The sequence below is a fragment of the Mesorhizobium australicum WSM2073 genome, assembly GCF_000230995.2.
Taxonomy (GTDB): domain Bacteria; phylum Pseudomonadota; class Alphaproteobacteria; order Rhizobiales; family Rhizobiaceae; genus Mesorhizobium; species Mesorhizobium australicum.
The window spans coordinates 6,163,245-6,184,589 of record NC_019973.1 but is presented as its reverse complement, the minus strand read 5'-3'; the positions used below and the strand labels follow the sequence as shown (position 1 = coordinate 6,184,589).

Here is a 21,345-nt window from a genome sequence, read left to right as displayed (position 1 = left end):
CCAAGCGAAAGAGCCGCGCGGAAAATGCCACGCGGCTCTTTCGTTTGGCGCGATCGGGCGCCCCGCGCGACGATCAGTTGTTGGCGGTTTTCGCCGTTTTCGCCTTGTCCTGATCCTTGAGCTGGCTCCAGGCGTTCTGCTGGGCCAGCATCTGCCGGAGATAGGCGACGTTGGCCTGTGCCTGTTCGGGGGAAAGTTCTTGCGAGGCGATCTTCTCGGCTTCGTCGAAGCGACCTTGCAGCCCGACAACAAGCGCCAGGTTCTGACGCACCCGGCTGTCGGCATTCGGCTGCTGGGCGGCAGAGCGCATATAGGTCTCGGCGGTGCGCAGATCCCCTTCCAGCACATAGGACATGCCGAGATTGGAAAGGATCGACGGCTCGTTCGGCTTGAGTTCAAGCGCCTTGCGGTAGAGTTGGCGCGCTTCGTCCTTCTGGCCGACCTGATCGAGGATGGCCGCCTCCGCCGACACCAGCCTCCAGTCGGGGTATTCCGGCGTTTGTGCGCGGCGCACGGCGTCGAGCGCTGCCTCGAGCTGGCCATTGGCGGCCAATGCCTTGCCATAGGCGGCGAGAACTTCGCGGTCCTTGGGGTAGGCGATCGCCAGCTTGCGCATCACGGCAAGCGACTGGTCGGCATCGCCGTCCATCTGCAGCGCCGCCGCGAAGTTGGTCGCTATCCGCTTGTCGTTGGGGTTCCTCGCGTAGGATTGGCCAAGTGCGGCCGTGGCGTTGTGCAATTCTCCCGCCGACATCGTTTCCAGCGGCTTGCCGCTGGTGCGTCCGATCGAGCCTGTGGTGAGTTTGTCGGTCGCGCAACCGGCAACGCCCGCCGCGAGCGCTAGCATGAATGCCGTGGTAATGAGCCGTTTTCCCCGGATGTCTATCGTGCGGTTGGTCGGCATCGGCACCTGGGCCTCCATTCATGCGTGGCCATTGCGTGGCCATCTTCCCTCCAGCAGAAATATTCTGTTAACCCTAACGGAGGGTTAAGACGCGCCGACTCGCAAACTCGGCAGGAGAAACATCTGATGTCCGTTGAACTGGTCGAGAGCAAGCCGAAGAACCCGCTGCCGATCCATCTGGTCGCCAGGGACAGACTGGAGGCAGCCGGTCTGTCGCCGTCTATTGTCGCATGGGCCAAGGCAAACGGCTTTTCCGGCGAGGCTGGCAGGACGCTGGTCCTGCCAGGCGAGAACGGAGAGCTTGGCGGCGCCATGTTCGGCCTCGGTGAGGGCGAGGGCGCGCTTGCCGTTGGTGCGCTGGCGAAAACCTTGCCGGAGGGCGATTGGCATTTTGCCTCCAGGCCCGCGGAGCCGGAACTGGCGGCTCTTGCAATCGTGCTCGGCGGTTATGTCTTTGCCCGCTACGGCAAGAAACCGGGCAAGGCGCTGCGCTTCGAGCTGCCGGCCGGCGTCGATGCGCGGCGCGTTCGCCGCGTTGCCGAGGGCGTTTTCCTGACGCGCGACCTGGTCAACACACCGACCAACCATATGGGGCCGGGCGATCTGGAGAAGGCGGTGCGGACCCTGGCCGGGGCTCACAAGGCCGAAGTCTCGGTCATCAAGGGCGACGACCTGCTCGCACAGAACTTCCCGATGATCCACGCCGTCGGCCGCGCTTCGTCCGATGCCCCGCGTCTGATCGACCTGACATGGGGGCAGCAGGGCGCGCCGAAGGTGACGCTGGTCGGCAAGGGCGTCTGCTTCGACACGGGCGGCCTCGACATCAAGCCGTCATCGGGCATGCTGTTGATGAAGAAGGACATGGGTGGCGCCGCCAATGTGCTGGGCCTGGCCTCGATGATCATGGCCGCCGGGCTCAAGGTGCGGCTGCGCGTGCTGATCCCCGCGGTTGAGAATTCGATCGCTGGCAACGCTTTCCGCCCGGGCGACGTGCTGGCGAGCCGCAAGGGCATCACGGTCGAGATCGGCAACACGGACGCCGAGGGTAGGCTGGTGCTGGGGGACGCGCTGGCGCTGGCCGACGACGAGGAGCCGCAGCTTCTCATCGACATGGCGACGCTGACCGGCGCCGCCCGCGTTGCGCTTGGCCCCGACCTGCCGCCCTTCTACACCGATAACGAGGCGCTTGCCTCGGAGCTGGCGGCGTCGTCGCTGGCGGTCGAGGATCCGCTGTGGCGCATGCCGCTATGGCGGCCTTACGACGCGAAACTGTCGTCGAAGATAGCCGACATCAACAATGTCACATCAGATGGTTTCGCCGGTTCGATCACCGCGGCGCTGTTCCTCAAGCGCTTCGTCGAGAAGACGGCAAGCTGGGCGCATTTCGACATCTTCGCCTGGAACCCCGCCGATCGCCCGCATGGCCCGGCCGGCGGTGAGGCGCAGGGCATCCGGGCGCTGGAGCGGATCATCTCGACGCGCTATGGCTGATTGCCGCAAGCAGAGTCGGCGATTTCGAGAACTGAAACGGAACCGAAACAATTTGCCGTCATGCTGGCGCGATGTCGATTGCGATGCGCCCGAGCCAGGCCCTGCGACTGTGGCAGCAAGTGATGCTGTCGCAGGTGCGCGAGGACGCGCCTGATCTCACCATGCGCCAGACGGCGATCCTGTTCACCATCTACCTCGATCCGCCGCCGCACACCGTGCGCGGGCTCGCCGCCCGCCTCAACGTCACCAAGCCGGTTATCACGCGCGCGCTCGACACGATGGGCGCGCTGAAACTGGTGTCGCGCCATCGCGACGAGCTCGACAAGCGCAACGTCCTGATCAAGCGCACCGTCGAAGGCGCGCTCTTTGTCGAGCGTTTCGGAGATGGTATCATCGCCAAGGCCCACGAACTGCCGATCTGACAAGTGCTCTGTCTAACTAACTGGATTGCCGATTTGACCGCCCACGACGCCCGCCTGCACGCTTTCCGCTCCGACCTTGCCGATTCGCGCCTGATAGGCGAGGTCACGGCGGAGCGTTTCGTCGCCGGCTGGCCGGCGCGGATTTCCGCATCCGTTGCCGAAGTGCGCAAGGCGCCACGCCCGGATGCCGGCATCAACACGCAGTTCCTGTTCGGCGACGATGTCCTCGTCTTCGAGCAAACCGAAGGCTGGGCCTGGGTCCAGGGCGAACGCGATGGCTATGTCGGCTATGTCGCCGATGCCGTGCTGGGCGGGCGCGACCATGCGTCCACTCATATCGTTTCGGTGCCACGCACGTTTCTCTATCCCGGTCCGGACCTGCGCTTTCCGATTGCCGGGCAATTGTCCATGGGATCGACCGTAGCCGTTACGGGTGCCGCTGAAACACGGGGCACGCACTATGCGCTGCTGCCCTCCGGTAAAGCCGTGATCGCTGGCCATCTGCAGCCAATCGGCGAAGTGGCCGGCGACTATGTGTCTGTGGCCGAGACATTTCTCGGCACGCCCTATCTATGGGGCGGTGTTTCCGGCTTCGGCATCGACTGCTCCGGCCTGGTGCAACTGGCCATGCGCATGGCGGGCAGGAATGTGCTGCGCGATTCCGACATGCAGGCCGCCTCGATCGGCGAGCCGCTCGATGCGGGCCCTGATTTTTCGGGGCTGCGACGTGGTGACCTGGTGTTCTGGAAAGGGCATGTCGCCATCATGACCGACGCCGAAACCATGATCCACGCCAACGGCCACACCATGCTTGTGTCGCGCGAAGGGCTGAAGGAAGCAATCGCCCGCATCGGCTATCTCTATGGCGGGCCTACAGGGTTCCGGCGCCCGTAACCCTTTTCGATCCCCTTTTGTTCCGAATCTGCTTGGCGATTGACTGTCGCCGCGCTACCTCTGGCGCGTGACAGTTGAGCCCCGCCTCGCCGACCAGAATGCCGCAGTCGTCTTGCCCGAGCCATTCCTAAAATGGTTCGGCGAGAAAGGCTGGTCGCCGCGCGCTCATCAGATCGAGCTCCTGGCGAAGGCCCAGGCGGGGCAATCGGTGCTGCTGATCGCACCGACCGGCGCTGGCAAGACGCTGGCCGGCTTCCTGCCGTCGCTGACCGAACTGGCCGTCAGGCCAAGGCGAAAACCAGGCCAGGCGCGGCGCGGGATTCACACGCTGTACATCTCGCCGCTTAAGGCACTGGCCGTCGACATCGAGCGCAATCTCGGGAAGCCGGTCGCGGAGATCGGTCTGCCCGTCACCATCGAAACGCGCACCGGCGACACCCCCGCCCACAAGCGCCAGCGCCAGAAGCTTGCGCCGCCCGACATTCTGCTCACCACGCCGGAGCAACTGGCGCTGTTGATCGCGGCAGGCGACGCGAGACGCTTCTTCGAGGATCTGCGCTATGTCGTGCTCGATGAATTGCATTCGCTGGTGACGTCGAAACGCGGCCATCTTTTGGCGCTCGGCCTCGCGCGGTTGCGCAGCTTTGTCCCTGGCCTGCAGACGATCGGCCTGTCGGCGACGGTGGCCGAGCCGGACGAGTTGCGGCGCTGGCTTGTCAGCCAGAACCCACCGGGTGACATGGCGGAATTGATCACTGTGACGGGTGGTGCCAAGCCCGAAATCTCGATCCTCGATTCCGAGGAGCGCGTGCCGTGGGCAGGGCACTCGGCGCGCTACGCCACGCCGGAAATCTACCGCGAGATCAAGCGCCACAAGACGACCTTGCTGTTCGTCAACACACGCAGCCAGGCGGAGCTGCTGTTCCAGGAGTTGTGGCGCGTCAACGAGGACACCTTGCCGATCGCCTTGCATCATGGTTCGCTCGACGTCGCCCAGCGCCGGCGCGTCGAGAAGGCAATGGGCGAGAACGCGCTGCGCGCCATCGTCGCCACGTCGACGCTCGATCTCGGCATCGACTGGGGCGATGTCGATCTGGTCGTGCATGTCGGTGCTCCGAAGGGCGCCAGCCGGTTGGCACAGCGCATCGGCCGTGCCAACCACCGCATGGATGAGCCGTCCAAGGCGATTTTGATCCCCGCCAACCGTTTCGAGGTGCTGGAGTGCCGGGCCGCACTCGACGCCAATTATCTCGGCGCGCAGGATACGCCGCCACTGGTCAATGGCGGGCTCGACGTGCTGGCCCAGCATGTGCTCGGCTGCGCCTGCGGCGCACCGTTCCGCGCCGATGACCTATACGAGGAGGTACGAACGGCGGCACCCTATGCCGGCCTCGATCGGCCGACCTTCGACCGTGTCATCGATTTCGTAGCCACCGGTGGCTATGCACTGAAGAACTATGAGCGCTATGCCCGCATCCGCCTTAACAATGACGGGCTGTGGCGCGTCTCCAATCTGCGCGTCGCCCAGCAATACAGGCTCAATGTCGGCACCATCATCGAGGTGCCCGCCCTCAACGTGCGTTACGTCAAGGCCGGCAGCAAAGGCGCGGCGTCGCACGGTGGCCGCGTGCTCGGCAAGATCGAGGAGGCCTTCCTCGAAACGTTGACGCATGGCGATACTTTCATGTTCGCCGGCAAGGTGCTGCGTTTCGAGGGCATCCGCGAGAATGAGTGCTTCGTGTCGAACGCGCCCGGCAGCGACGCCAAGGTGCCATATTATGGCGGCGGCAAGTTCCCGCTCTCGACCTACCTCGCAGAGCAGGTCCGCATCATGCTGGACGATCCGCAGCGCTGGAAGAAGCTGCCGGAGCAGGTGGCCGACTGGCTGCGGTTCCAGTCGGACAAATCCATGCTGCCCAAGCGCGACGATTTGCTGATCGAGACCTTTCCGCGTGGCAATCGCCATTATCTGGTCGCCTATCCCTTTGAGGGCAGGCTGGCGCACCAGACGCTTGGCATGCTGCTCACCCGTCGCCTCGACAGGGCGGGCGTCAGGCCGCTCGGCTTTGTCGCCACTGATTATGCCTTGGCCATATGGTCGCTGGGCGACATGGGCGCGATGTTCAAAGCCAGGAAACCTTCACTGAGCGCGCTGTTCGATCAGGACATGCTGGGCGACGATCTCGAAGCCTGGCTGGCCGACAGCTGGCTTCTCAAGCGCACTTTCCGCAATTGCGCGCTGATCTCGGGCCTGATCGAAAAACGCCACCCCGGCCAGGAGAAGAGCGGCCGGCAGGTCACCGTGTCGACCGACCTGATCTACGACGTGCTGCGCAGCCATGAGCCGGACCACATCCTCCTTCAGGCGACGCGTGCCGACGCAGCGACCGGCCTGCTCGATGTCAGCAGACTTGCGGACATGCTCTCGCGCATCCAGGGTCGAATCATGCATAAGGCGCTCGAACAGATATCGCCGCTTGCCGTGCCGATCATGCTCGAGATCGGCAAGATGCCGGTGAACGGCGAGGCCGATGAAACGCTGCTGATGGATGCGGCGACGCTGGTCGAAGAGGCCATGGGGCCTGGGAATGGCTGAGGAATGAGTTTTTCGCTGGCGCGCGCATCGCTGATCGCCGAGGCCGATCTCGTCGGCATCGCGGGCGAGCGCGCGGTCTGCGATCCGCGCGGTGTGCTGTATTTCCCCGAGCTCAAGCTGCTGACGGTATCGGACCTGCATCTGGAGAAGGGGTCGTCCCTGGCAAGGCGCGGCACGCTCATCCCGCCCTACGATACTGGCGCGACCCTGCTCAGGCTGCAGGCGGTCATATCGGACTACCAGCCGTCGATCGTCATCAGCCTGGGTGACTCCTTCCACGACGGTGGCGGCGCAGCGCGCATGCATTCGAGCTTTCGCGAACGGCTGGAAGCGCAGATGGCAGGCCGTGACTGGTTCTGGGTCGCCGGCAATCACGACCCCGAAGCGCCGGCGGATCTGCCTGGCGAGACCGTGCGGGAACTGGCCATAGGCTCGCTGCTGTTCAGGCATGAGCCATCGAAGGTGAGGGTCGAGGGCGAAATATCTGGTCATCTGCACCCCTGCGCGCGCATTGTGCAACAAGGCCGCTCGGTGCGCAGGCGCTGCTTTGCCGGCGATGGCGGCCGCATGATCATGCCGGCTTTCGGCGCCTATACCGGTTCGCTCAACGTGCTCGACCGCGCCTATGCCGGGCTGTTTCGCCTGGAGTCGCTGATGGCCTACATGCTCGGCACCGAGCGCATCTTCGCCATCTCGCACTCGATGCTGCGGCCAGGCTGAGATCTATCGCCCATAATAGAGCATGACCGTGTGCTTCGCTTCGGCGAAGAACAGCCAGCGTTCGACCAGCATGCCGGCAAACTGGGCGATCGCGGCCAGCGCCGATAGCGCCGCCGCGAGCGGCCACGGCAAGGCGAAGGCGGCAAGCAGCAACAGGATCGGCAAACCGAAGGCCAGCGCCTGCGTGATCCGGCGCAGCTTTGCGCTGTGCTTGCGCGCGATGCGAAAACCCATTTCCTTGAGCAGGTAGTTTTCTTCCGTATGCGGCCACTCCAGCGACTGCACCGTGCCACCGGTCAGCCCCGTCGCGGTGTTGGCATTGGTCGGGATTTCAAGCCGGTCGTTGTGGCGCCAGGTCGCCAGCTTCCAGCCCCAGCCAAGCAAAGTGAGCAGCGCGGAAGCCGCCAGAAGCATTTTCGAGCCGAGAGAAAATGCTTGCAGCACAGCGTTCAGAAGCACGCTGCCGCTCATCGCCGAGTAGATGAGATAGCCGGGCAAGGTGTAGGGGCTGTGCCAGTGGGCGATGGGTTTCAGCGAGGCATAGATCATGCCTGTCATGCAGACCGTGGCTATGGCGCCGACGGCGGCCAGGACGCCGGCGGCCGCCACCCAGCCATCGAGGCGGCTAAGGAAGACCCAGCCTACGCCGAACACGCCTGCGGGAATGAAGGTGGCGACCGAGGCAACGCCTTCGCGCGACAGCCATGAACTGCGCCATTGCGAGAACGCCCGCCAGGCACGTTCGGGCCTGCCGAGATGGCCGGTCGATGACAACAGGCCGGCGGCGATCAGGCCGAGCGCCAGCCCCATGCCGACGAAGCCCGGCCAGAAATCGGGCGCGACGAAGCCGAGCGGGCCGAGCACGCCGAGCAGCGCGAGCAGCCCATAGCCGGCACCCGTGGCGGTGGTGAAGAAGACGACCGAAAAAGCTGGATGCATGGATGGTCAGCTCGAAAGCATGCGGTCGACCCAGCCAAGGAAACCGCCCTCGGCCCGTAGCGGCTCCAGCGCGGGAGCGGTCACCGATGCGGCGCGTTGCGTGTGAGCGCGCGGCGGCAGGTATTTGTTGGTCGGGCGATAGCCGAGTTCAGGCATCAGGTCGACACCGCCGCGCTCCGCCACCAGTTGCGAAACGGGGGATTGGGGATCGCCGAGGTCGCCGAAATGCCGGGCGCTGGTCGGGCAGGCGGCGACGCAGGCCGGCACGCGGTCCCCCTCGGCCAGATTGTCGTTATAGATGCGGTCGACGCAGAGCGTGCATTTCTTCATCACCCCGACATCGCCATCGAATTCGCGCGCGCCGTAAGGGCAGGCCCAGCTGCACAATTTGCAGCCGATGCACTTGTCCTCGTCGATCAGCACGATGCCGTCCGACGCGCGCTTGTAGGAGGCGCCGGTCGGGCAGACGGTGACGCAGGCCGGCGTCTCGCAATGCAGGCAGGAACGCGGGAAGTTGACCGTGCGCCCACCCATCTCGGTGATGTGCTCGTAACTGTGCACGCGGTTGAACCAGACCCCGTCGACATGGCCGCCATAGGGGTCGATGTCGGTCAGCGGCGCCATGTGGCCGCCGGTGTTCCACTCCTTGCAGGCGGTAACGCAGGCCTGGCAGCCGACACAGGTGTCGAGATCGATGACGAGGCCGAGCTTCTTGCCGCCTGGATTTGAAAGACAGGTCATTCGGCCGCCTCTCTTGCCTGCCGAAACCCGGCGCCGAAAGTGAGCTTGTCGGGCGAGGGTTCGAAATGCGGCGGCTGTTGAAAACGCTCGAATTGCGGTTCGGTGAAGCCGGCCTCCTCCGCCGCGCATTTGACGATGCGCACGCGCAGATCGAACCACGCCGCCTGGCCCGTGACCGGATCGGAATTCGAATAACGCTTGCCCTGCGCGTCGGCCAAGGTCTGGTCTCCGATGATGTGGTTGAGCAGGAAGCCGCGATTGCTTTCGGCGGCATTGTCCTTCAGCCCCCAGCTGCCGCGTCGCTTGCCGATCGCGTTCCAGGTCCACACCGTGCTTTGGTTGACCCCTTCGACCAGCTTGATCTGCCCCTTGACCCTGCCGTTGATGCTCTCGATCCACACCCAGTCGTCGTCGCCAAGGCCGAGCCCGGCGGCGGTTTGCTGATGCACGAACAGCCGGTTCTGGCTGGTGATCTGCCGCAACCACGCATTTTGCGAACCCCAGGAATGGTACATGTGCATGGGCCGCTGCGTCAGCGCGTGCAGCGGGTATTCTTCCTGGTCGACGGACGCTTCCTCGAACGGCATGTACCAGAACGGCAGCGGGTCCATGTAGGTCTCGACGCGCTTGCGTTCGCTTTCGGGCGGCACCACCCGGCCATGACCACGCGCGGCCAGCCGAAAACGCTGCATCGGTTCGGAATAGAGCTGGAAGACGATCGGCTCGGCGTTGGGGATGAAGCCCAGTTGCACCGCGAAGTCGAGATAGGAGCGGTTAGCCATCTTGTAGTAGCGCTGGTCCTGGGTGAAATCGTGGTGCCAGAACCCGCCATTGTCGATGTAGCGTTGCAACTGGTTGGGGTTGACGTCGCCCTTGCCGACCGAGGTTTCGTCCTTGCCGCGCCAGCCTGCGAGCGGGCCGATGCCGGGCGTGCGTTCATGATTGACGATGTAGTCGGCATAGTCGCGGTACTTCGGCGAGCTTTCGTCATCGACGAAGCCGGGCAGGCCAAGCCGCGCGCCGAGGTCGATCAGCACCGACTGGAAGGGCCTGACGTCGCGGTCGGGCTCGACGACCGGATGGCGAATGGCGTCGCCCGGCCCGTCGGCATGGCTGATCGGCCGGTCGAGCAGGCTGATGCAGTCATGACGCTCTAGATAGGTGGTGTCGGGCAGGACCAGGTCCGCGAACGGCACGGTCTCGGAGTAGTAGGCATCGGAATAGATGATGAAAGGGATCTTGTAGTTGCCCGCTTCGTCATGGTCGGTGAGCATGGCCATGGTCTCGACGGTGTTCATCGAGGAATTCCAGGCCATGTTCGACATGTACATCATCAGCGTGTCGATCGGGTAGGGATCGCCGGCCCAGGCGTTGCGGATGACTGTGTGCATCAGCCCATGCGCCGCAAGCGGCGAATCCCAGGAATAGGCCTTGTCGATGCGCAGCGGCGTACCCGCTTCGTCGACCAGCAGATCGTCGGGTCCACAGACGAAACCGAGCGGCATGCCGTCGAGCGGCGTCATCGGCCTGACATCCTTGCCGCAGGGCTTCGGGCCGGGCGGCGCCGACCTGGGATAGGGCGGCTTGAAGCGGAAGCCGCCCGGCACATCCACCGTGCCCAGCAGAACCTGCAGCAGGTGGATGGCGCGACAGGTGTGAAAGCCGTTGGAATGGGCCGAGATGCCGCGCATGGCATGCATCGAAACCGGCCGTCCCTTTATCGTCTGATGCCGGCGCCCGGCCCAATCGGTCCATGCCACCGGCAGTTCGATCGCCTGCTCGAAGGCGACATGGGCCAGTTCGGCGGCGATCCGGCGGATCGTTCCGGCGGAGATGCCGCAACGCTCCGCGACCGCATCGGGAGAATAGCTGACGTCCATGTAGCGGTCCGCGATCAGCTGGAACACGGGAAGGCACCTGCGCCCGTCGACTGTGAAGCTGCCGGTCAGTGCCGGTTTGGCATTTGAATCGACTGCGTTGACGGAGGTCGTCGCCACTCTGTCCCATGCCAGCGGATTGCCGTCGCTGTCGCGCATGAACAGCCCGTCATCGGCCGCGCCCGGCTCCTGGATAACCAGGACATGCGCGTTGGTGTAGCGGAGCAGATAATCGAGATCGACGCGGCCGGCTTTCAAGAGTTCGTGGATCAGCGCGAACACGAACAGGCCGTCCGTGCCGGGCCGGATGCCGATCCAGTCGTCGGCGATCGCATTGTAGCCGGTCCGGCATGGATTGATCGACACCACCTTGGCGCCGCGCGCCTTGAGCTTGCCCAGTCCGATCTTGATCGGATTGGAATCATGGTCCTCGGCAACGCCGAACAGCATGAAGTATTTCGTGTTGTCCCAATCGGGCTCGCCGAACTCCCAGAACGAGCCGCCGATCGTGTAGAGCCCGCCCGCCGCCATGTTCACCGAACAGAAGCCGCCATGAGCGGCGAAGTTCGGCGTGCCGAACTGGCTCGCCCACCACCCTGTAAGAGATTGTGATTGGTCACGGCCCGTGAAGAAAGCGAGTTTCTTAGGATCGGTCCGGCGGATATTCGACAGCCGCTCGGTGGCGATCGAGAAGGCCTCCTCCCACTCGATCTCGCGGAACTCACCCGAGCCGCGCGGCCCGGTGCGCAGCAATGGCTTCTTCAGCCTGGCCGGGCTGTAGTGCTGCATGATGCCGGAGCTGCCCTTGCCGCAGATCACGCCGCGATTGACCGGATGATCCTTGTTGCCGTTGATGTAGCGGACCTTGCCGTCTTTGATGTGCACGTCGATGCCGCAGCGGCAGGCGCACATGTAGCAGGTCGTCTTGGCGATGCTGTCGGAAACATCAGGCGAGGTGTCGACACCGTCGCCTTCATCGGGCGCCCGCGTGTCGGCAAGCGGGCGTTGCGAGGGGGCTGAATTGGCGCCGCGCGGCGGTCCTTGCATCATGATCCCGTGGTGCTCGCGCGGTCAGCGGATTTGGCTCGCGTCTTCGGCCCGGGGCCGCGCATATAATGTTCTTCGGGATGGTAGCGGTCGCCGGCCAGCCGTCGCCTTATACCGCGGCTCCAATGCGCAAGCAGGGATCTGAACCGCCCGATCATTTTGCTCTTTGCGACCTGCAGGCTAATTTTTTCTAAATTCCGCAGGAAAAGTAGAATAAAGCTATCGATCCGTCTAATCAGTTGTTCTTGTAAATTCGATCGATATTGGTTCTTAATACAGGCATGACCCTCGACCAGTTGCGCATTTTCGTCGCCGTCGCAGAGCGCGGCCACATGACCAAGGCGGCGGAGCTTCTGGGCATTTCCCAATCGGCCGCGTCGGCGGCCATTCGCGCTCTGGAAGAGCAGCATGGTGTCCATCTGTTCAACCGCGTCGGCCGCAACATCGAGCTGGCTCAGACCGGCCATCGGTTCCTCCCGGAGGCCAAGGCCGTGCTGGAGCGGGCCGCCGCCGCGCGCAATGTCCTGGAACATGTTTCGCAGACGGTCGCCGGCAGCCTCTCCATCGCCGCCAGCCTGACCATCGCCAGTTACTGGCTGCCGCGCCGGCTGGCCTCTTTCCACGAGGCCTATCCGGCCGTCAGGCTGAGCGTCACCATCGGCAACACAAGGCAGGTCGAGGCCAGCGTGCTGGATGGAACCGCCGATCTCGGCCTGGTCGAAGGGCGCACCGAGTCCGACTTATTGCGCCGCGTCAAGGTCGATACCGACCGGTTGATGCTGGTCGTTGCCAGCTCCCATCCAGAGATCGCCGAAACCGCGCCGGGCCGCCCTGACATCACCGGCCTGCGCTGGATAATCCGCGAGGGCGGCTCCGGCACGCGCGAGGTGCTGGAGGATCTGGCGCGCCGCGAGGGGATTTCGCTTGCCGACCTCAGGATATTCCTGGTGCTGCCCAGCAACGAGGCGGTTCGCCAAGCTGTCGAGGCGGGTGCCGGCGCGACCATCATTTCGGAGCTGGTCGTCGGGCGCGCGGTCGCCGAGGGGAGCCTGAGAGCCGTGCCGATCGAATTGCCGAAGCGCGACTTCGCCATGATTACCCATCGCGACCGTCAGGCAAGCCTGGCCCAGATGGCGCTGAAGGCGCATCTGGCCGCGGAGGCGAACGGGACTACGTAGGGGTAGGTTCAGCCGAACTTCCGCTGCGCATCGAGCGCCAGGCCGAGTCCGACCGACCCGAACATATCGCCTTCTATGACGGAAGCCCGCGGCACCAGCGACAGGATTTCCCGCCTTGCCAGCGGGATCGCCGTCGATCCGCCGGTCAGGAACACCGCGGTGATGTCGGAGGGCTTGACCCCGGCGTCGCGGATGGTCTGCGCCACCGTTTCGGTAACCCGCTCAATGTCCCGAGCGATCGTGGCCTCCAGCCCGTCGCGTGTGATCCCGGCGGCGAACGCCGCGCCCGGCAGCTTCACCGCCACGTCCGCCGATGACATGTCGGTCAGCTCTATCTTGGCTTTCTCGACCAGCGCCGCCAGCGCGTGCCCGTAGCGGTGCTCGACGATATGGATGAAGCGGTCGACCAGGTCGGCGCGCGCGGCCTCGTAGCGGATCTGGCGCAGATGCGTCATCGCCTTGGCGGTGTAGACCAGATTGATGCGCTGCCATGTGGCGAGATCGATGAAGTAGCTGGCCGGCAGATTGCGCTTGCCGTCCTTGGTCGCGGAGAGGTAGCCGAGCTGTGGCATGACATGGGCGATGCTCAGCAGCCGGTCGAAATCAGTGCCGCCGATATGGATGCCGCGGCTGGCCAGGATGTCGTCCTTGCGATCGGTCGATCGCGCGCGCTCCGGCGAGACCCGCACGATGGAGAAGTCGGACGTGCCGCCGCCCATGTCGATGATCAGCGCCAGTTCCTCGCGTGTCACCTTCTGCTCGTAATCGAGCGCCGCCGCGATCGGCTCGAACTGGAAAGCGATATGCTTGAAGCCTTGGGCACGGGCAGCCTTCTCGAGTTCGCCTTGCGCCTCCGCGTCGGCTTGCGCGTCGTCATCGACGAACTGCACCGGGCGGCCGAGCACCACGCTCTCCACCACGCCGCCGGCGTCCTCTTCCAGCCGCGTCCTCAGATGACCGATGAACAGGCCGATAATGTCGATGAAGCCGATCTGGCGTGCCTTGATCCGCGTCTTCTCGTGGGCGAGCGAACTGCCGAGCACGCTCTTCAACGAGCGCATCAGGCGGCCTTCGATGCTGTCGGTATAGTCCCCGATAGCGCGGCGGCCAAAATAGGTATGGCCATCCTCGAAATTGAAGAACACGGCACTTGGCAAAGTGGGCTGCCCGCCCTCCAGCGGGACCAGCCCCGCCTTGCCGTTCCGGATGACGCCTACCGTGGAATTGGACGTGCCGAAGTCGATGCCGCCGAATGCCTGATGCATCGCAGCCTCCTGTCATTGTTTCGTGGCGGCAAAACAGCGGCGACGCGTCGCGCTGTCATCGGGATGGCCGGACCGCTCCTGGCGAACGGTATGTGCTTGTTTGCCCCTGGGTTGGGAGGCGGCGGTTTATCGCATGGCGGCGAAAAGGGGAACCCCTCTTTTCCCGCGGCATCAATCCTTGCGGAACACCAGCCGGCCGAGCCAGCCCGTCACCATGGCCAGCGATACGGCGAACACGCCGTAGAGGAACGAATAGTCGTGGGCAACGCGGAAGATCGATTGTTCGAAGCCCGATTTGCGGATTTCGAGCTGCGCCGAACTCTCCTTGACGAATAGGCCGCTCTTGAACAGGAATGCGCGCGCCTTGTGCGTGCCGACCGAGACATCAGGCGCCAGCCTGACGGTAGCGCGAAACAGGTTCTGCGACAGGAATTGCACGCCGCCGACATTCTCGCTGTAGAGGCCGGCGGCGGCCTTGCGTTCGCGCAACGCGGCCGTGAATTCCTCGATCGTCGCCGGGCTGTCACCGGCTTCGGCGGGCTGCATGTAGAGGTTGGAGGCGCCGAGCGACAGCTGCTTGTAGCTGTTGGGTTCGGTGATGTCCTGCAGCGGCCGCGTCGTCGCGACCGAATAGGACACCGGCACGTTCTCGAAGGTCTCGGAATCCAAATTGACCCAGACGCCCAGCACCCGGTCCTTGCGGCGCACGACCACCGGTTTCGGCGGCCCTTCGAGCACGACGATGACGTCGTAACGGCCCTGGCGTGCGACCAGCGGGTCGGGATTTTCCAGCGAACCGAAGATGGTCAGGTCGGCCCCGGAAAAACCGGCGGTGATCGACACCGCGTCGGTGGAAAGGCCGATCTGGATGCCTTCCGTCAGCGGCGTCTGCGCCTTCGCCGGCGCGGCGGCGGTCAGGGACAGGAGAGCGACGGCTGCGAGCGCTTTCAGGCCATTCATCAGTTGAGGCCCAGGCCGGACAGCGAATAAAGGTTGGGCGGCGTGACGAACAGATCGGTGGCAAGCCGGATCGCCACCGCCAGCACCAGCAGCGCCAGCAGCGCCCTCAATTGCTCGCCGCGCAGCCGCTGGCCGGCCTTGGCGCCATATTGCGCCCCGGCCACGCCGCCGGCCATCAACAGGAAGGCCAGCATCACATCGACGGTCTGGTTTGTGGTGGCGTGGACCAGCGTCGTATAGGCGGAGGTGAAGATGATCTGGAACAGCGAGGTGCCGATGACGACATTGGTCGGCACTTTCAAGAGATAGATCAGCGCCGGCACCATGATGAAGCCGCCGCCGACACCCATGATCGACGACAGGAAGCCGATGCCGGCGCCAAGCCCGAGCACCGGAATGACGCTGACGAACAGCTTCGACGCGCGGAAGCGCATCTTCAGCGGCAGGCGGTGGATCCAGTTGTGCTGGCCGGATTTCTTCAGCACCGGCGCCGCGCCGCTGCGCGTGGCGCGCAGGGCGTTGATGCTCTCGACCAGCATCAGCCCGCCGACGGTGCCGAGCAGCACGACGTAGAGCAGCGAGATGAACAGGTCGAGCTGGCCGAGCCTGCGCAGGAAGCCGAACACATAGATGCCGCCGGTTGAGCCGACGACGCCGCCGGCCAGAAGCACGCTGCCGAGCTTGAAGTCGAGCGTCCCTCGCTTCATGTGCGACAACACGCCGGAGACGGAAGAAGCAATGACCTGGTTGGCGCCGGTGGCGACCGCGATCGCCGGCGGGATGTTGTAGAAGATCAAGAGCGGCGTGATTAGGAAGCCGCCGCCCACCCCGAACATGCCCGACAGGAAGCCCACCGCGGCGCCCATGGCCAGCAGCACGAAGACGTTGACGGAAATTTCCGCGATCGGGAGATAGATGCCCACCCGTCTGTCTCGATCAGTTTGCCTGTCGGCGAATAAAGCCGCTGCGGGCACTATCGCATCGAAAAGCCAATTTTCTCTTGCGCCGATGCGGCAGCGGGACCAAACCCCGTCACCGCGCCGAAACAAAAAACAACTCAATCAGTTAACAGGCAAATGTAAGGCAAGGGCGTCGTGGAAACGACGCTTCTGCCGTTATTTGCGCGCCAGCAATGCCTTGACCAGCTTCTCGTCGACCGCGCCCGTCGCTGGCAGCTTGTTGTCGGTCTGGAAAGCGATGATCGCGTTCTTGGTCTTCCCGCCCATCACGCCGTCGGCGCCGCCGGCGTCATAGCCGTTCTTGTTGAGGATGAGCTGGATGTTCTTGACCGCCTTTTTCATGTCGATGCCGGCCGTCGTCTGCGGCGTGCCTTCCTGCCAGGATTCGGGAATGTCCACCGAATTGGCCGCCGCGTTGAGCGGCTTGGCCTTCCACAATTCGGTCGCCGCGCGCGCGCGCTCGAGCTGCTCGGGCCGCAGCGCGTTGGCGATCTCATCGCGCTTGGCCGCGGCATCCTTGTCGCCGGTCTTGGCGACGAGCGCGAACCATTTGTAGGATTCCTCCAGGTTCTGCTTCATGCCGACGCCCTTGGCGGCGAGGATGCCAAGATTGAACTGGCTGTCCTTGACGCCGAGGTCGGCGGCCGCCTGGAACCAATGCGCGGCCGATTCATTGTCGGTTGCGCCGTCGGCGGCCATGGCGAACAGCACCGCCAGATTGTGCATGGCGCTGGCGTTGCCCTGCGCGGCGGCGAGCTGGTACCAGGTCTTCGACTTCTTGATGTCGCGCGCGACGCCGATGCCCTTCTCGTAGAAATTGCCGATGCGGTATTCAGCCGGCGCGAAGCCGAGTTCCGCCGATTTCTCGTACCATTTGGCGGCAGCCGGCATGTCTTCCTTGACGCCGCGCGACTCGGCGTAGCGCGAGCCGACCTCGAACAGCGCCTTGGCGTCGCCACCGGCGGCGGCGTCACGCAAGGCGACCGGGCCGGCATCGGCCGGAATGTCGAACTTGATCGCGGCTGTCGCCGCCGGCTTGTCCATGGGCGCAACGGCGCCAGTCGTGTCGTTGGTCGTCGCCTCGGTCGCCACTGGCGCGGCAGGGGCCGCTTGGAGATCGGCATCCGTCGCCTGCGTAGCGCCGGCGGCTGCTGCCGGATCCGTCATGGCCGGGGCAGCGGTCATCGGAGCAACCGGCGCGGCCGAAGCCATCGCGTCGGGGGCGCTCGGGCCGGAAGCCATGGCCGACGTGACCGGCGAAGCGGGGTCGGCCGTGGGCGCTGTGTCCGGCATCGCGTCCGTATCAGACGGCATGGCCACGACGGTCCGCGCCGCCATATCGTCCTTGCTGGCGAGCGCGGATTGTTCGGCCTGCCTGGCCGGACGGGCCGGCGCGCTGTTCATCGTCGTCGGCTGAACTTCGGTCTTCGGCTGGCTGGCGGTATCGAGAGATGCCGTCCGAACCGGCTGCGGGGCGACGATCGGGGATGCGTCGTTGCTTGCCACCTGGGCGGGATCCGAAAGGAACGCCTTGCCGAGCTGCAGGCCGGCAAGCGCCAGCATGATCGCTGCCGCCGCCATCAGGATCGGCTTGCGCCGCGCCTTGAGCAGGTCGCCTATCCTGAGCGCCTTGACCGGGCCTTTCATCGTCGACTGGCGCTTCAGGGCGTCGGCCTCGGCCGCGGCCGCCTGCGCCGCGCGCCGGGCGGCGGCGATGAAATCCGATTTCGCCGCGTCGCTGTCGCCGAGCTTTGCCGGTTGTCCGCGCTCGTCGCGCACGCGCTTCATGATGGCATTGAGGTCAGGCGCGCCGGAGCCCGGCTCCAGCGGGCGGTTGGCGACCTTCGGGTCGAGCGGCTCGTCGAGATCGACACTCGGGATGTCGGCGCTCGGCGCCGAGCCGGCCAGCGGCGGAACATCCGCCGCTTTCTTGCCCTTGAAGGCCCGCGCCAGACCGCCGAACATCGACTTGCGGCCTGCCGGCTGGTCCTTTCCGGCGGTGGTGTCGGAACCGAGTGCGGCCATCGCGGCGGCGGCGGCGGCTTCCGCCGGCGAGCGCGTGCCCGGCCGGGGAGACAAGCCCGTTCCAACGTGCAGTGCGGGCTCGCCGGGCTCGGTGCGCACTATGGCCGCGGCACGCGCGTCCAGATCGGCCATGTCGCCAGTCAGCGGCAGCTCGTCCATGGTCATGGATGGTGCGTTCACGGCCATCTTGGGCCGCTGCAAGCCACGCCAGCCACTGGGTTCGATCGAGGCCGCGTCCAGGAGCTCGCTTACCGCCTCGGACGGGTCGCTGGTTTCCAGCGAGCCCAGCCTGTCGACGATCTTGAGCAGTGTGTCGTGAATGGCCTCGAAGGTCCGCGAATTGCGCTCGTCGGAACGCCGCGTCAGCGTCTCCAGGGTCTTCAGATCCTGGGCGAGGCCGGATACCGCGGCCGTATTGGTGCTCGTTCCGGCCAGCGAGCGCACCGCGTTCTCGGCCGCCTCACGTGCCGCGCCGAGGATGGAATCGCGGGTCCCGGCCAGCGCTTTTTCGATTTCGTCGAGGCGTGGGCTGATGTCCTCGAAGTCCGGCAGCGGCGTGCTGGGCTTGGAAAGATGCGCCGACAGGCCGGCGACCTGCGCCTCCAGGCTGCGGATCAGCGCCGGATCGATGCCGGCCACCTGGGCCGCCGAAGCGTCCAGCCGGCTTGAAATATCTTCGAGCCGGCTTTCCAGGCCCCGGATCGCCGCCTCGCCGGCGGGATCGGGAGCGCGTGTCTCCATGCGCTTGGCCAGTGCGGTGAAGCGAGCGTCGATGGCGTCCATGATGCCGGCACTGTCGACCTGCGGCATGCTGCGCTGGTCCAGCCGGTCGGCAACCTCGTCCAGCCGGCGCTCGAGATCGCGAAACAGCATGTTGCCCTGCTCGATGGCGTCGCCCTGGCGCCGCTCCATCATGCCCGACAGCACGTCGAAGCGCTGCTCCAGCCCGTGGAAGATGTAGTCGGCGTCGGGCATGGCCGGCGCCTGATCGATCTTGTCGGCGATCAGCGCGATCTGCTTGGCGAGCCGTTCCATCGCCTGCTCGGGCAGGTTGGCGCGGCCGGCGAGGTCGTCGACCCGGCTCGACAGCGTGTTCAGCCGGTCGATCACGACATTTGCGGGACGGTCCTGCGCCACTTCCTCGATCTGCTGGGCGAGCGAGTCGATCCGCTTCTCGATGCGCTCGAAGGCTTCGTGGTCGACTGAATTCGCCTGTGCGGCGACTGTCGAGGCGACGATGGCGCGGGAAATCTCGTCCAGCCGCTCGTCGATCATGGCCAGCGTGCCGCCGCCGCGATTGTCCTGCTGGCTGGCGAAATGGTCGACCGCCCCGGCCAGCGTGCGGACCTTCTCCTCCAGCGAGCGCAGGGACAGCGATTCCGGCAGGTTGTTGACGGCGTTGCTGATTTGCTCCAGCCGGTCGGTCAAGGCGGCAAGGGCGGGGTCGTCGGAGCGTTTGCGCTGGTCGGCGTCGACGCGGTCCTCGAAGGCCGTCCAGCGGCGATCGAACTCGTCCCAGCGACGGTCGACCTTCTGCACGCTCTCCTCGCGCGCCAGCGTGTCGAGCGCGGCCTTGACCTGTTCGAGTTCCAGTCGCAGCAGGTTGACGCTCCTGTCGTCGCTCTTCTCCGACAGCGATTTGATGGCGCCGGAGAGCCGCTCGAATTCCACGCCGAGTTCGGCGCTGCCCTTGCCCGATGTCCCGGACTTGGCGTTCGACTGGAAGGCGCGGTCGATGTCCTTGCGCAGCGCGTCGAATTCGCGCTGCAGCCCTGAAGTCACCTGGTGGCGCAGTTCCTCGCGCATGCCGCGCAGTTCGCCGGCGATCTTGCCGACCATGGCGACGCTGTCTTCTTGGCCGCGCACGCGGTCGATGTCACGCGCGATCGCCTGATAATTCTGGTCGAAGGGTGCAGGGGAGGGCGCCGGGTTGTGCGCACGCGGTGCCGGCTGCGGATCCTCGTACCAGCGCTGCTGGGCCGTCGGCTGCGCAGCGGGATAGCGCGGGTCGGAGGCGGGGTAACGCGGTTCGGCGCCATATTGGCGAGGCGCGGGTCGTGCCGTCGCGTCCTCGCGCGTCTGCCCCAGGCGCTGTTCCAGCGTCTCCAGGGAGCGGTTCAACTGCTCTAGCGTGGTCTGCGGCTTGCGCTGCCTGCCGACATTGAGTGTATCGAGGTAGGACCGCTTGCTGTTCATCGGTGCGTCCGTCTTTCAGATTGGCCGGCTTGCCGCCAGCTCCCCAAGTCCCTGCCGGAACGAGGCGACCGCGCTTCGATGCCACGGTGGAAGACAAGCTTCCCGGGTTTCCCCGCGCTCCGAAAAACCGTGAAAATTCGATACAGGATAACCACGGGTAGCCGACACGCGCACATTTCGCCCAACGTGGTAAACAACGCGTTAACCAAGCTTAAGAAATTTCAAGGAAGTTGGCTGACGCGACTTCCGGTGCGGCATAAAGCATCGTTCTCAGAACGCCCTTGCGTCATGAGGCGGCTACCGGTATAGAATTGACGTAAACGTAAATGGCGTATCAACTGCGCTGTTTTCGATTTGTTTGTCGAAACCACGGCCGGAAGCACGCCCCCGCTTCCAGTCAGGCGACGCATGGTCCGGGACCGCGACGCCACCAGACGGGGAAGCCAGTGACCATGAAGCTTATCTCGGCCGGCGAGACCGCGGCCAACACCAATAATGCAACCGTTGAAGCCGGCGAGGATCTCTCCCGCATCGGCGAGATGGCCAAGAAGTACGGCGTGACGCTGCGCACGCTGCGTTTCTATGAAGACAAGGGCCTGCTCAACCCCCAGCGCGACGGTTCGACCCGTCTCTATACGCGCCGCGACAAGGCGAGGCTGAAGCTGATCCTGCTCGGCCGAAAGGTTGGGTTCTCGCTGCGCGACGTCAAGCAGATGATGGACCTCTACGATCCGACCGGTTCCAACACCAAGCAGTTGCGGCTGGCGCTGGATAAGTCGGAAAAGCAGCTCGCTCGCCTGCAGAAGCAGCGGGCGCTGATCGACGACGCCATCAATGAGCTCGGCGGCTCGATGTCGGCGGTGCGTCAGATGCTGGCCGAGCGTTCGGCGCCGCAAGCGAGCGTCGCGAGCTAAGCCGCCCTCCGATACTGTCGGACCCTTCACCATAAAGCCGCGTGGCCATGCCGCGCGGCTTTTCGCTGTCTGGCCTGCCTGCTTCGCGCTGGCTTGCGCATTGCCGTGACGCTTGGCCGATTGCGCCCGTGTGGCGGAAATCTTGCCGCAGCGCAGATATTGACGTTTACGCAAACGTCAATATTTGCTATTGCGGCTTCGACATTGGCCCGCTTGC

At 64.9% G+C, this 21,345-nt stretch carries 15 protein-coding genes; 7 read left to right on the top strand and 8 right to left on the bottom strand.

Annotation, left to right across the window (positions count from 1 at the left end):
- Window positions 1–73: 73 nt before the first annotated feature.
- Entirely contained in the window at window positions 74–904 is an 831-nt protein-coding gene (locus MESAU_RS29460; protein WP_015319326.1) for a tetratricopeptide repeat protein, read from the bottom strand.
- Window positions 905–1,030: 126 nt separating this feature from the next.
- Here MESAU_RS29460 and MESAU_RS29455 point away from each other — a divergent pair, with 126 nt between their 5' ends.
- The 5 genes from MESAU_RS29455 to pdeM all read left to right on the top strand — a co-directional run bounded on the left by MESAU_RS29455 (window position 1,031) and on the right by pdeM (window position 7,027).
- Complete coding sequence (locus MESAU_RS29455) at window positions 1,031–2,395, top strand: leucyl aminopeptidase family protein (protein WP_015319325.1); 1,365 nt, start codon at window positions 1,031–1,033, stop codon at window positions 2,393–2,395.
- A gap of 71 nt (window positions 2,396–2,466) precedes the next feature.
- A complete protein-coding gene (locus tag MESAU_RS29450; RefSeq protein ID WP_015319324.1) occupies window positions 2,467–2,817 on the top strand; it encodes a MarR family winged helix-turn-helix transcriptional regulator in 351 nt (116 codons plus the stop codon).
- A gap of 33 nt (window positions 2,818–2,850) precedes the next feature.
- On the top strand, window positions 2,851–3,711 hold the full coding sequence (locus tag MESAU_RS29445; RefSeq protein WP_015319323.1) for a C40 family peptidase: 861 nt from the start codon (window positions 2,851–2,853) through the stop codon (window positions 3,709–3,711).
- A 67-nt stretch (window positions 3,712–3,778) separates the two neighbouring features.
- Entirely contained in the window at window positions 3,779–6,307 is a 2,529-nt protein-coding gene (locus MESAU_RS29440) for a ligase-associated DNA damage response DEXH box helicase (protein ID WP_015319322.1), read from the top strand.
- Window positions 6,308–6,310: 3 nt separating this feature from the next.
- A complete protein-coding gene (gene pdeM / locus MESAU_RS29435) occupies window positions 6,311–7,027 on the top strand; it encodes a ligase-associated DNA damage response endonuclease PdeM (RefSeq protein WP_015319321.1) in 717 nt (238 codons plus the stop codon).
- A 3-nt stretch (window positions 7,028–7,030) separates the two neighbouring features.
- Here pdeM and MESAU_RS29430 read toward each other — a convergent pair whose 3' ends face one another.
- Genes MESAU_RS29430 through MESAU_RS29420 form a run of 3 tightly spaced genes read right to left on the bottom strand, consistent with a single transcriptional unit; the run spans window position 7,031 to window position 11,634 of the window.
- A complete protein-coding gene (locus MESAU_RS29430) occupies window positions 7,031–7,966 on the bottom strand; it encodes a dimethyl sulfoxide reductase anchor subunit family protein (protein ID WP_015319320.1) in 936 nt (311 codons plus the stop codon).
- 6 nt (window positions 7,967–7,972) lie between these two features.
- Entirely contained in the window at window positions 7,973–8,707 is a 735-nt protein-coding gene (locus MESAU_RS29425; protein WP_015319319.1) for a 4Fe-4S dicluster domain-containing protein, read from the bottom strand.
- Complete coding sequence (locus tag MESAU_RS29420) at window positions 8,704–11,634, bottom strand: molybdopterin oxidoreductase family protein (protein ID WP_041163569.1); 2,931 nt, start codon at window positions 11,632–11,634, stop codon at window positions 8,704–8,706. Before MESAU_RS29420 ends, MESAU_RS29425 begins: the two co-directional genes overlap by 4 nt.
- A gap of 278 nt (window positions 11,635–11,912) precedes the next feature.
- Here MESAU_RS29420 and MESAU_RS29415 point away from each other — a divergent pair, with 278 nt between their 5' ends.
- On the top strand, window positions 11,913–12,809 hold the full coding sequence (locus MESAU_RS29415) for a LysR family transcriptional regulator (protein WP_015319316.1): 897 nt from the start codon (window positions 11,913–11,915) through the stop codon (window positions 12,807–12,809).
- A gap of 8 nt (window positions 12,810–12,817) precedes the next feature.
- Here the strand turns inward: MESAU_RS29415 and MESAU_RS29410 are convergent, their stop codons facing one another.
- The 4 genes from MESAU_RS29410 to MESAU_RS29395 all read right to left on the bottom strand — a co-directional run bounded on the left by MESAU_RS29410 (window position 12,818) and on the right by MESAU_RS29395 (window position 20,214).
- Window positions 12,818–14,074, bottom strand: a complete 1,257-nt coding sequence (locus tag MESAU_RS29410) for an Hsp70 family protein (protein ID WP_015319315.1) — start codon at window positions 14,072–14,074, stop codon at window positions 12,818–12,820.
- Between the two features lie 171 nt (window positions 14,075–14,245).
- The gene (locus tag MESAU_RS29405) at window positions 14,246–15,034 is read right to left on the bottom strand and encodes a TIGR02186 family protein (protein ID WP_015319314.1); all 789 of its coding nucleotides are present in this window, start codon (window positions 15,032–15,034) and stop codon (window positions 14,246–14,248) included.
- Complete coding sequence (locus MESAU_RS29400) at window positions 15,034–15,957, bottom strand: sulfite exporter TauE/SafE family protein (protein WP_015319313.1); 924 nt, start codon at window positions 15,955–15,957, stop codon at window positions 15,034–15,036. The genes MESAU_RS29405 and MESAU_RS29400 overlap by 1 nt, the downstream gene beginning before the upstream one ends.
- Before the next feature lie 192 nt (window positions 15,958–16,149).
- Complete coding sequence (locus MESAU_RS29395) at window positions 16,150–20,214, bottom strand: peptidoglycan-binding protein (protein WP_015319312.1); 4,065 nt, start codon at window positions 20,212–20,214, stop codon at window positions 16,150–16,152.
- 452 nt (window positions 20,215–20,666) lie between these two features.
- Between MESAU_RS29395 and MESAU_RS29390 the strand changes: the two genes are divergently transcribed.
- Complete coding sequence (locus MESAU_RS29390; RefSeq protein WP_015319311.1) at window positions 20,667–21,128, top strand: MerR family transcriptional regulator; 462 nt, start codon at window positions 20,667–20,669, stop codon at window positions 21,126–21,128.
- The last annotated feature ends 217 nt before the right edge of the window (window positions 21,129–21,345 follow it).

Bases quoted from the DNA above. Each gene is read 5' to 3' on its own strand.
- MESAU_RS29455 (WP_015319325.1), top strand. From the start codon at position 1,031: ATGTCCGTTGAACTGGTCGAGAGCAAGCCGAAGAACCCGCTGCCGATC.
- MESAU_RS29420 (WP_041163569.1), bottom strand. From the start codon at position 11,634: ATGATGCAAGGACCGCCGCGCGGCGCCAATTCAGCCCCCTCGCAACGC.
- MESAU_RS29460 (WP_015319326.1), bottom strand. From the start codon at position 904: ATGCCGACCAACCGCACGATAGACATCCGGGGAAAACGGCTCATTACC.
- MESAU_RS29425 (WP_015319319.1), bottom strand. From the start codon at position 8,707: ATGACCTGTCTTTCAAATCCAGGCGGCAAGAAGCTCGGCCTCGTCATC.
- MESAU_RS29415 (WP_015319316.1), top strand. From the start codon at position 11,913: ATGACCCTCGACCAGTTGCGCATTTTCGTCGCCGTCGCAGAGCGCGGC.
- MESAU_RS29430 (WP_015319320.1), bottom strand. From the start codon at position 7,966: ATGCATCCAGCTTTTTCGGTCGTCTTCTTCACCACCGCCACGGGTGCC.
- MESAU_RS29395 (WP_015319312.1), bottom strand. From the start codon at position 20,214: ATGAACAGCAAGCGGTCCTACCTCGATACACTCAATGTCGGCAGGCAG.
- MESAU_RS29390 (WP_015319311.1), top strand. From the start codon at position 20,667: ATGAAGCTTATCTCGGCCGGCGAGACCGCGGCCAACACCAATAATGCA.
- MESAU_RS29405 (WP_015319314.1), bottom strand. From the start codon at position 15,034: ATGAATGGCCTGAAAGCGCTCGCAGCCGTCGCTCTCCTGTCCCTGACC.
- MESAU_RS29410 (WP_015319315.1), bottom strand. From the start codon at position 14,074: ATGCATCAGGCATTCGGCGGCATCGACTTCGGCACGTCCAATTCCACG.
- pdeM (WP_015319321.1), top strand. From the start codon at position 6,311: ATGAGTTTTTCGCTGGCGCGCGCATCGCTGATCGCCGAGGCCGATCTC.
- MESAU_RS29450 (WP_015319324.1), top strand. From the start codon at position 2,467: ATGTCGATTGCGATGCGCCCGAGCCAGGCCCTGCGACTGTGGCAGCAA.